The organism is Pseudomonas sp. BAV 4579 (genome assembly GCF_009765395.1).
Taxonomy (GTDB): domain Bacteria; phylum Pseudomonadota; class Gammaproteobacteria; order Pseudomonadales; family Pseudomonadaceae; genus Chryseomonas; species Chryseomonas aestiva.
Window position 1 is genome coordinate 36,611 of sequence record NZ_WHOV01000127.1, and the last position, 8,969, is coordinate 45,579.

Genomic DNA, 8,969 nt, shown 5'->3' on the forward strand with positions numbered 1-8,969 from the left:
GGCCGACATGGCCAACGATCTGACAGAGGGCCAACGCAAGGTACTGTTGGCCGTTGAGGCCTTCATGCACGAGAACCTATACCCGCCTACTCGGGCGGAGCTGGCCGAAGTGCTGGGAATGGCCTCGCACAACGGGCCGCATGAGCACCTGGTGGCCTTGGAGAAGAAAGGCTACGTGAAGCTGATTCCCGGCACTGCCAGAGGCATACAGGTATTGAGGAGTTCGTCATGAGCCAGCCATACGCCGTCTGGCTTCGCGGCCAGATCGAAGCCTGCTGCGACCCATTCATTCGCCGGGTGAACATGATCCCCCACGTCGAGGATCTCGTGGCGATATGCCGTAAAGACCTGGCGACGGCTGATCACTGCCAGGCGCACATCCTCCGGCAAACCATCGCCGGCTTCGAAGACATTCTTAGCGATTACGCCACAGCAGCGTAGGGACACACATCATGATCGTTGTAGGGCAATGGCAAGGACGCCTAGGCATGGGCCTGGCTCCGCGAGAGCTGGAATGCGTGATGGGCCTGGCCAGCGGCCTGACTCACAAGCAGATCGCCCGGGACATGGCGATCGCCCCCATGACCGTCACCAAACGAGTCAGCAGCGCGATGTTCAAGCTAGGCGTGCAACGCGCCCCGCAGCTGGTTGCCGAGGCCATGAAGCGCAAGATCATCAGCCCGCTCTGCATGGTGCTGGCCGCCCTGGTGGTTGCCCATGCCGCCCTCGATGAAGACCCGATGCGCCGCGACCGCCGCGCACCGGAGCGACGCACCGCCCAGGTCCGGATGATGCGCCGCGCTGAAGCCCCGGAGATCTACGCATGACCACACCGAAGACCGCCGCCGAGCGAAGGCTGACCAGCGAAAGCGCGAAGCCGAGCGCCTGGCCGCCCTGGGCCACCAGGTGATGCCGTTCGAAATGTACCAGCGAACCGCCGAGGCCCTGGACCGGCTGTGCGCCGCCGGCGGCTTCGAGCAGCGGGCCGAGGTGCTGACCCTGCTGATCCACCATGCCGACCAGATCGCCCAGCGTGACATGTCACGTTTCGCCGAGATGGTCACTCCGCCCCGCTCCAACTGATCTAGCCCCGACCTGGCGGGCCGCCCCGGCGGATACCCAGGAGCGCCAGCCGGCGGAGCGCACATCACCGGCAGCCTGGCATTGGTCACCAGCTTCTACCTCCGCCGAGGGCCAGGCCGTATTCCCCACGTCACGGGGACTGTATCGGAAAGGGGTGATGCCAGGGCTGACTGGCTGACAGCGTGACCGTTGTAGAACGCTACACCTCGGAAGCCGGAGACCACAGCACCGGCCACCCCTTTCCGATGCAGGAAGACGGAGTCGCGCCAGTTAGCACACAACAGGCACTGGCACTGCATCACCCACCGCCGCTTCGCTTGCACTATCGGCGAAGCGGTCCATTCTCAAAAACGTAGCGGCAAGCTGGAGCGCCTACTCCTCAGCGAACTGCTACAGCCGGCCGAGCGGTGCTACCCAACAGCAACTCGGACCCCAGCCGGCGGAGGGCATCACCGGCAGTTCGGTATCGGACTCACCCCGAGGATCGGATCGGTCGCCCCACGTCACGGGGCATTCCCCTCCCGCGTCACCCCGCGCCGCTCGGCGCCATCCCGAGACCATCATCATGATCACCCTACCTATCATCGGGCGTAGCCCGGCGGCAGTGATTTCGCGTGCCCGCATGCTGGGCTTCGAGTGCTGGCCCTATCGCGCCGAGCGCCGCTCCAGCGGCACCTGGGTCCACTACTACCGAAAGGCCGATCAGAAGCCGGCAGCCCGCCGCACCGCTGAAAACCTTCTGCGCACGGAAGAGGAGCTGTTCGGATGATCCCCGACTTCGTGCACGACATCCGGGCGCGTAAGCCGCAGCGCGCCACCCTGGGCCAGGCCGTCGAGCAGTACCTGGCCGCCGGCGGCAGCATCGCCACCCAACCCTACCTGGCACCGCGAGAGATGACCCGGGGTGCCGAGGTTGACACCAAGGCGGCCCAGGTGCGTGAAGCTAAAGCTATACAACTCGCTTAGTTTCATAAGCTATAGCAATAGACTTGAGCAAATCTGCCGCGCGCTCGTAATAAACCGGGTCTTCAGCAAAGCGGATATTGTCGGTCCGAAGTGACAGCAAAGCACCGTTATGCAACGTAAAGCTTTCGATCAGTCCTCGCGCAAAGGAAACAATGTCTGCTTGTCTGATTACATTTTCAGGGCCGATCTTCTTGACGACTCCCACAACGTATTCAAGCTTTGCGTCACTCAGCCCAAATCTCTCCTTCAAATCCGCCTCAAACGCCTTCTCATCAATATCTGCTTTTAGCACACAGATATTGTGTTCAATACCGAAAAGAGCGCCATTACAAGGAGCCTGAACAACACATGCAGTCAGAACACCAATCCATCTATAATCAATCTCGAACACCGGCCCAAGGCTGATGGACCCACCTATAACCCCAGCTCGCAAATCTCCTCCTCGAGAAGGAACAATAGCAACTTCTGCGGAAAGCTGACCTTCGTGAACAAGCGCGCATCGGTAATACTTATAAAGCACATCTTCCATTGGTAGCTGCTTACCATCAACCTCAACACTTATTCCTATTCTTTCGTGTGCATCTAGATTTTCATCATTTAGTAATAGCTTTCTGATCATTCCTCCTAGAAACCACTTAAAAGCCTGCCCATCACCAACGTTTTTCCGGTCCGGGTATTTTCTTCTAGAGGACCCAGCAACTGCCAGAAGAAGTAACGACAGTGCTGCAAGATGCCTATCATTCTCAATGAGAAATTTCGCATCCTCTACGAGCGTAGGAATAGTCATAAAAACTCCGATCAGCTTTTCTTGGCTCCGTCATTAATAACGAAGGGCGGGCATATTCCATCCATATTGCGGACGTTGATTTAGGTATAGCACCGCCCTACCTCCCCTCACGCCATCTGGCGTGCCGACAGAGTATTGATCATGAACGACGAGAAATTCGAGCTGACCATTTGCGATCTCGCTGGATCCGGCACCTACTACGCGGACATCGCGGACGAGCTGCGCTCCCGCGACACCGCCCAGCGCGAAGCCCTGGCGCGAGTGGAGGCGGAGCGGGATGTCGAGCGCGCTCGCGGTGACGCTGCTGTAGGGGACGCGAACGAAGCTGAGGCGCAGCTGGCGGAGGCTGTGGGGTTGCTCGGCGAAGTCATGCAGAAGGATGGCGAAGGGTGGGGGACGCTGGACGGTCGTATTGAGTCCTTCCTCGCCCGCCACGCCCAGGCCGAGCAGCATAAAGAAGTCCAATACGAGACGCTGGAAGAAATTCTGAACTCGCCAATGGCCCCTTGCAAAGAGGAAGCCCGTGTCTGCCATGACTGCAATGGCGATGGTGTCATTCCAGTGATGGAGAAAGATCATGACGGTAACTGGATCGAGGATCGGTGCCGTACATGTGACGGATCAGGACAGCCGCAGGAAGCCCAGGGCGCGCAGGCCGTGGATTTCTGGACCTGGCTCGATCTTGCCTACCGCAACGGCAGTAAGGGCGAAGAACCCAAGTTCACCAAGTACAACATGGAGGTTGCCTACAGAGCCCGCACTGAGTCCACTCTCTGTTCCCAGGGCGCGCAGGCTGGGGATGAGCGGGCGGCGTTTGAAGGCTTAGCCAAAGCGCAGGGCCTATCAGTTACCCGTACAACACAGGGATTGGCGTTCGCGAACGGCACCCGACGCGATGCGGGCGACTACATCGACCTTCTGTCGCTGGTTAGCTGGCACTTCTGGCAGGCACGCGCCGCCCTCGCCACCCAGCCCGCCGCCGAGCAGCTCTGGGCAGTCCACGCTCAAGGCCCAGACGATCTCTACGCCGCCTTCTCGGGGGAAGAGGCCGAAGCCCATGCCGCAGAACTCAATGCCCTTCCTTGCTGGGCCGGCATCAGCGTCTCAGCAGTGGTAATCGAATCGCCCTGGCCTGCGGTCGAGCACTGGAAATACCTGGTAGAGCAGGACCGCGAACACAACAACGCTGCCGTGGGAGGTGCTGAGGAATGACCCAGGTAATCTCTCAGCAAGACTGCATCCAGACGCACTACAAGCTGGATGGATACGGCTACGGGCGCATCAAGTATCAGGGTCGCAGCATCAAGCACCATCGCTTCGTGTACTGCCAGGCAAACGGCCTCTTCCTTGACGACATCGAGGGCCTGATCGTCAGGCACAAATGCGACAACCGGGGCTGCGTCAACCCTGCGCATCTCATCCTCGGGACCCACATGGACAACATGATTGACATGTCGGAGCGTGGCCGTCGACCAAGTAGGGCTGGCGAAGGGAACGGGAGAGCTAGGCTGACCAAAGAACAGGTCCATGAAATCAGAAGCTCGTACACGGGAAAGCGAGGCGAGATAGCTGCTTTCGGCAGGGCTTATGAGGTCAGCCCTTGCACGATTCTCAAAGTGATCCGAAACCAGTCTTGGAGTCCTGCGCCATGAGTAACCAACTCCTGCCGTGCCCGTTCTGCGGGGGCGCCGCTAAGTCTTCAGTTCCGTTCCGAGGCACCCAAAAAGCCTGGTGCAATGCTGAGGGCTGTGAGAACAAGTCGACATTCGACGTCGAAGCCTGGAACCGCCGAGCCACCCAGCCCGCCGCTGGTGAGCCGGTGTATCAGTGGCGATTCAGAGACGATAAGCACTGGATAGAGTGCTCCCATAAGACTTTCGAACAATATTCGGAAGCGCCCCACGCTGTTCAAACCCGTGTCCTGTGGACCGCCCCGCCTGCCGCCGCGCATGGGGATGAGGCGGTGCTGTGGATCGAGTGCGACCCTAGCGCTGCCAAATTCGACCGGCTGCCGAAAGACTGGCAGTTCCTGTTCTCCACGAAATTCCACATGACTGACCCGGGCGACCGGTCCGCTAACGTGGTCTTCGCGCTTCACAGCGCCCTGCGCGCCCAGGCCGGCGAAGGGGGTGAGGTGTGAGCATCCACATCCACTCGCCTTCGGGCATCTACTACGCGCAGGTGCGCCGCAGATTCGAGAGGCGCTGGACTCAGGTTGGCGGCAAGTTCTTGAGTCGCGAAAAGGCACAGGCCTGCATCGGCTCGAACATGACTGGTGATTTCTACTTCGGTCGTGTTCTGTTCTGTGCCGACTACTACGACCCCATCCTAGTGATGGAGGCCAAGCGATGATCCTGCTGACCTGCCCCCGCTGCCACAAGGCTGACGACGACTGCCAGTGCTGGCCGCTGGCGAGGAGTGAACAGTGAGCGCTCCCACTAAGCACAAGGACGCAATCATAGCGATGCTCCTGGCTGGCTACGCGCCGCGGGACATCATGGCAGCTACCGGCTGCTCCAGGGGCAACCTGCAGGACTATCGGTTCCCGCCGTTCAGCAAGGGCGGCCGGCCTCGCAAGTCCGCCTGATCGCCTCCTAACCCCTACCCCATTGAACCTGCGCCCTGGCGCGGAATGAGGACTGTCATGTCTACGGAAAACACGATCGCATTCGTAAACGGCGAGCCAGCCGCCTGTGGCTGCAAGATCAGGATCAGCAATGGCGGCGGTGACTACTCCGACGTTACCTATCTGACCCTGTGCCCATTGCACTCAGGCCGCCCTGCTCAAATCGAGCCCATGGATGTGGTTCGCGATGCTGAGGGCTGGTGGTGCCACCCTCACTATCTGGGCGAGCCGGAGTGGGAGGACATGGAGTACATCCCGCTGGATAAGTACAAGGCCTACATCGCGGCTCGCGGCATCGAAACCACCTTCACCACCATGGAAGGCGACAACGACGAGGAGTTCGAGCGCTACTGCGAGGCCGGCGATGTTGACTGCTCGCGCTGGACGCCCACCCCGCCTGCAGGGGATGGCTGGTTCATGCTCTCGATCCATGACACCGAAGACGGCCCGGTCTGCGCCTGGGGACGCAAGGTCCAAGGCGGTGCCGCATGAGCGCTCTCATGGCTACGGAAAGGTGCAGCTACGAAGACGCCGGCCAGATCTGTCGCGGTGATGGGTACCTCTGCGATGAGGACCAGTATTACGAAGGGTATGACCCCACCGATATGACCTACCCCTGCCCCTGCTGCAATACCCAGGTCTACCTGGAAGGCGCCAAGGAGGATGCCGAGACGTGCTCCAGCTGGAGTGACCTGTGGCACTCAGGGACCGGGGAAACCATCTGGATCCACCGATCTCGGCGCGCACTGGCAGCCAACCCTGACCTGGCGCCGAAGATTCTGGCGACCCTCGGACCGGTGCACGCCCTGGTCGCTGATTGCGAAGTGGCGGAGGGCTATGTGGTCAGCATCAACAACCTCCCCGCAGCAGGAGCTCAGCCATGACCATCCTCGTACAGCAGCAACTGCGGGACCTGTTGGGCAAGCTGACCACTGCCTTTTGGAGGAACGACGGAATACTCGTCTGCCCTGCGTATCGGGACGGCGAGACTGTCTATGTCGAGTCCTGGCGCCCAGTGGCGGAGGCTGCATCGACGGACTATGCGCGCTTCATCGCCGCCGCCAATCCCGCTGTGGTCCTCGCTCTGCTGGATGAGCTGGACGCAGCGAACGCCAATCACGAGAACGCCGTGGCCCACATGCAGAGCGTCTGCGCCGAGCGCGACCAGCTCAAGGCGGAGAACGCGGAGCTGAAGGCGCAGGCGGAACTCCAGGTCTTGCTGCCTGAGCTGGATGAAGCCCTGGAGGACCTAGAAATTTGGGGCCGCCACAGCGATCAGGGTTATCGCAAGCTGAAGGACTGGTACCGGAAGGTATCCGTCGCGTGCAAATCAATCGACCAGGCAATGACCAAGGAGCAGCCATGAGCAGCAGAGAAGAGTTTGAGGAATGGTACGCGAACGCTTACCCAGGCGGACTTAGCACCGGCGCTATGAAGTTGGCTTTCGAAGAGCTGGCCTACGCATCATGGCAGGCATCGCGCCAGGCGCTGGTGGTGGAGCTGCCAGCGAAGATCGGGCATCTGCCCTACAACCAAACGCGCAGTGGACGCGCCAACCCAGAAGCCGAGCAGTACGACGAAGCCATAGACGACTGCCGAGAAGCCATCGAAGCTGCCGGCGTGAGGGTGAAGCCATGAACCGAGCAAGCCCCATAGACATGCGTAAGGCCCTTGCCATGGCGCACGAGATGACCCAGGCCGGCCTGCTGTTCGTGCCAATGCCGGTTGCCAGCCCGGAAGAGTTCGCAGCCATGGCGCGCCTGGCTCACGAGCGGCTGGGCGAAATCGCGCATGCAGCCGAGGAGGCAGAGCAGCCATGAGCTGGAGACCTGCCGTCTACCGAGACTCGCCCAGAGAGAAGCTCCAGCATCGCCGGGACATGATGGGCGATAAGCGCAGGAATGGCCGGCTGCTGATCAAGGGCCGGCGCTGGGCATTCATCTATCGCCGCCTGATTCGCCTGGCGGTTAGCGGGAGGCGCCAGTGAGCCGAATCGAACACGCAATCGGCTCACCTGATGAGCCGGACAGCAGTAGAGAAACGAGAGGTGACCCATGAAGCGAGAGCTGATCAAGGTGAGCGAGTTTCAGCGCCGGGTCTGGGGCGAGAACGGCACCCCGATGTGCTCCCAGGCCATCCGCCAGCAGCTTCGGAACGACAAGCTGCCAGGCGAGCAGATCGGCAAGCTCTGGTACGTCGACTGGGCCGCCTACCAGCAGCGCACCGGTGACGACCTGGTGGATGCAGTCCTTCGAGGCGCCGCGTGATGGCAGCCAGGCCGAGGAAGATCAAGAACCGGGGCCTGCCGCCCAACCTCTACGAGAACAACGGCGGGGTGAACTTCAAGTATCGCCGGCCGGACACAGGGACGTGGCATGGGATGGGGAACGATAGGCAGCGAGCTATCCAGGCAGCGAAGCAGCTGAACAGCCGCCTGATGGCGGGCTCCGACCTGGTAGCCGGAGTGCTGGGAGAAACAGTGACCATGCACCAGTTCCTGGTCACCTACGTGACGAACATCCTGCCGGGGCGCGAGCTGGCCAAGGCTACCTTGGAGCTCTACACCATCCGCATCCGGCAGATCGACACGGCCATGGGCGCCAAGCCGATGGACCAGATCACCATCAAGATGATCGCGGACTTCTTGGACCCCATGACGCCGCGGGCGGCCAACCAGGCGCGCGCCATCCTGGTCGACGTGTTCAAGCACGCTGCAGCCAAGGGCCTGGTGCCGGACAACCCGGCTGAGAACACCATCGCCCGCATGGAGAAGAAGGCGCGCCGGCGGCACACCATCGAAGGGCTCAAGGCAATCCGCGCAAAGTCTCCACGCTGGCTGCAGAACGCTATCGACCTGGCCCTGATCACCGCCCAGCGCCGCAGCGACATCCTGGGAATGAAGTTCGACGACGTTCGGGATGGCTTCCTCTACGTGGTGCAGCAGAAGACCTCGAAGGCCTCGGATGCCGCCTGGATCCGCTTCCAGGTGACGCCCCAGCTGCAGGCCGTGCTGACCCGCTGTCGAGACGAGGTGCTATCGCCCTACCTGATCCACCGGAAGCCGGAGCGACTGAAGCAGAAGCAGGCTCAGACGAAGGACCACTGGACGGCGATTGAGGAGCGATTCCTGACCCGGGCATTCAAGGACGCGCGGGACGCAGCAGGCTGCTACAAGGGATGGGGCGAGGAGGAAATGCCAGGCTTCCACGAGGTCCGGGCGCTGTCGCTGCACCTGTACCAACGTGCCGGCCGGGAGGCTCAGCAGATCGCCGGGCATGCCAGCGCGGACATGACCAAGAACTATCAGCGCGACCACGCCGAGGTGGTCTGGTCGGACGCCGTGCCGGACCTCGATATCAGTGAGATCGCCAGCTGATTTTGATTGGATTTTGATTATGTTTTGATTGGAGCCCAGAAACGAAAAAGGCCCAAGCCGCTAAGTGCTTGAGCCTACTCGTTAATTTGGTCGGGACGGAGTGATTCGAACACTCGACCCCTTGCACCCCA

General features: G+C 61.1%; 18 protein-coding genes. 17 read left to right on the forward strand and 1 reads right to left on the reverse strand.

The window, feature by feature from the left end:
- Positions 1-7: 7 nt before the first annotated feature.
- The 6 genes from GSQ95_RS21045 to GSQ95_RS21070 all read left to right on the forward strand — a co-directional run bounded on the left by GSQ95_RS21045 (position 8) and on the right by GSQ95_RS21070 (position 2,049).
- On the forward strand, positions 8-232 hold the full coding sequence (locus tag GSQ95_RS21045) for a hypothetical protein (protein WP_158891945.1): 225 nt from the start codon (positions 8-10) through the stop codon (positions 230-232).
- Entirely contained in the window at positions 229-441 is a 213-nt protein-coding gene (locus GSQ95_RS21050) for a hypothetical protein (RefSeq protein ID WP_158891947.1), read from the forward strand. Before GSQ95_RS21045 ends, GSQ95_RS21050 begins: the two co-directional genes overlap by 4 nt.
- Before the next feature lie 11 nt (positions 442-452).
- On the forward strand, positions 453-827 hold the full coding sequence (locus tag GSQ95_RS21055; protein ID WP_158891949.1) for a response regulator transcription factor: 375 nt from the start codon (positions 453-455) through the stop codon (positions 825-827).
- 94 nt (positions 828-921) lie between these two features.
- Positions 922-1,083 (forward strand): hypothetical protein, encoded by a 162-nt coding sequence (locus tag GSQ95_RS26310; RefSeq protein ID WP_218580221.1) that lies wholly within the window; start codon positions 922-924, stop codon positions 1,081-1,083.
- Positions 1,084-1,648: 565 nt separating this feature from the next.
- Positions 1,649-1,852, forward strand: coding sequence for a hypothetical protein (locus GSQ95_RS21065; RefSeq protein WP_158891953.1), 204 nt, complete (start codon positions 1,649-1,651; stop codon positions 1,850-1,852).
- Positions 1,849-2,049 (forward strand): hypothetical protein, encoded by a 201-nt coding sequence (locus GSQ95_RS21070; RefSeq protein ID WP_158891955.1) that lies wholly within the window; start codon positions 1,849-1,851, stop codon positions 2,047-2,049. Before GSQ95_RS21065 ends, GSQ95_RS21070 begins: the two co-directional genes overlap by 4 nt.
- Here GSQ95_RS21070 and GSQ95_RS21075 read toward each other — a convergent pair.
- On the reverse strand, positions 2,033-2,836 hold the full coding sequence (locus GSQ95_RS21075) for a hypothetical protein (RefSeq protein WP_158891957.1): 804 nt from the start codon (positions 2,834-2,836) through the stop codon (positions 2,033-2,035). The two genes, GSQ95_RS21070 and GSQ95_RS21075, sit on opposite strands and share 17 nt — an antisense overlap.
- A gap of 141 nt (positions 2,837-2,977) precedes the next feature.
- Here GSQ95_RS21075 and GSQ95_RS26225 point away from each other — a divergent pair, with 141 nt between their 5' ends.
- From GSQ95_RS26225 to GSQ95_RS21130, 11 genes are all read left to right on the forward strand, one after another.
- Positions 2,978-4,048 carry a zinc finger-like domain-containing protein gene (locus GSQ95_RS26225; RefSeq protein ID WP_178118399.1) on the forward strand — a complete coding sequence of 357 codons (1,071 nt, stop codon included), beginning with the start codon at positions 2,978-2,980 and terminating at the stop codon, positions 4,046-4,048.
- Positions 4,045-4,488 carry an HNH endonuclease gene (locus GSQ95_RS21085; RefSeq protein ID WP_158891959.1) on the forward strand — a complete coding sequence of 148 codons (444 nt, stop codon included), beginning with the start codon at positions 4,045-4,047 and terminating at the stop codon, positions 4,486-4,488. Before GSQ95_RS26225 ends, GSQ95_RS21085 begins: the two co-directional genes overlap by 4 nt.
- On the forward strand, positions 4,485-4,976 hold the full coding sequence (locus tag GSQ95_RS21090) for a hypothetical protein (RefSeq protein ID WP_158891961.1): 492 nt from the start codon (positions 4,485-4,487) through the stop codon (positions 4,974-4,976). Before GSQ95_RS21085 ends, GSQ95_RS21090 begins: the two co-directional genes overlap by 4 nt.
- The gene (locus tag GSQ95_RS21095) at positions 4,973-5,188 is read left to right on the forward strand and encodes a hypothetical protein (RefSeq protein ID WP_158891963.1); all 216 of its coding nucleotides are present in this window, start codon (positions 4,973-4,975) and stop codon (positions 5,186-5,188) included. Before GSQ95_RS21090 ends, GSQ95_RS21095 begins: the two co-directional genes overlap by 4 nt.
- Positions 5,189-5,480: 292 nt before the next feature.
- On the forward strand, positions 5,481-5,954 hold the full coding sequence (locus GSQ95_RS21100; RefSeq protein ID WP_256664674.1) for a hypothetical protein: 474 nt from the start codon (positions 5,481-5,483) through the stop codon (positions 5,952-5,954).
- Entirely contained in the window at positions 5,951-6,346 is a 396-nt protein-coding gene (locus GSQ95_RS21105) for a hypothetical protein (RefSeq protein WP_158891965.1), read from the forward strand. Before GSQ95_RS21100 ends, GSQ95_RS21105 begins: the two co-directional genes overlap by 4 nt.
- The gene (locus tag GSQ95_RS21110) at positions 6,343-6,828 is read left to right on the forward strand and encodes an ead/Ea22-like family protein (RefSeq protein WP_158891967.1); all 486 of its coding nucleotides are present in this window, start codon (positions 6,343-6,345) and stop codon (positions 6,826-6,828) included. The genes GSQ95_RS21105 and GSQ95_RS21110 overlap by 4 nt, the downstream gene beginning before the upstream one ends.
- Positions 6,825-7,100 (forward strand): hypothetical protein, encoded by a 276-nt coding sequence (locus GSQ95_RS21115; protein ID WP_158891969.1) that lies wholly within the window; start codon positions 6,825-6,827, stop codon positions 7,098-7,100. The genes GSQ95_RS21110 and GSQ95_RS21115 overlap by 4 nt, the downstream gene beginning before the upstream one ends.
- Before the next feature lie 20 nt (positions 7,101-7,120).
- On the forward strand, positions 7,121-7,282 hold the full coding sequence (locus tag GSQ95_RS21120; protein WP_256664675.1) for a DUF1382 family protein: 162 nt from the start codon (positions 7,121-7,123) through the stop codon (positions 7,280-7,282).
- Between the two features lie 234 nt (positions 7,283-7,516).
- Positions 7,517-7,729, forward strand: a complete 213-nt coding sequence (locus GSQ95_RS21125; RefSeq protein ID WP_140221201.1) for a hypothetical protein — start codon at positions 7,517-7,519, stop codon at positions 7,727-7,729.
- Positions 7,729-8,838 (forward strand): phage integrase Arm DNA-binding domain-containing protein, encoded by a 1,110-nt coding sequence (locus tag GSQ95_RS21130; protein ID WP_158891973.1) that lies wholly within the window; start codon positions 7,729-7,731, stop codon positions 8,836-8,838. Before GSQ95_RS21125 ends, GSQ95_RS21130 begins: the two co-directional genes overlap by 1 nt.
- Positions 8,839-8,969: the final 131 nt, after the last annotated feature.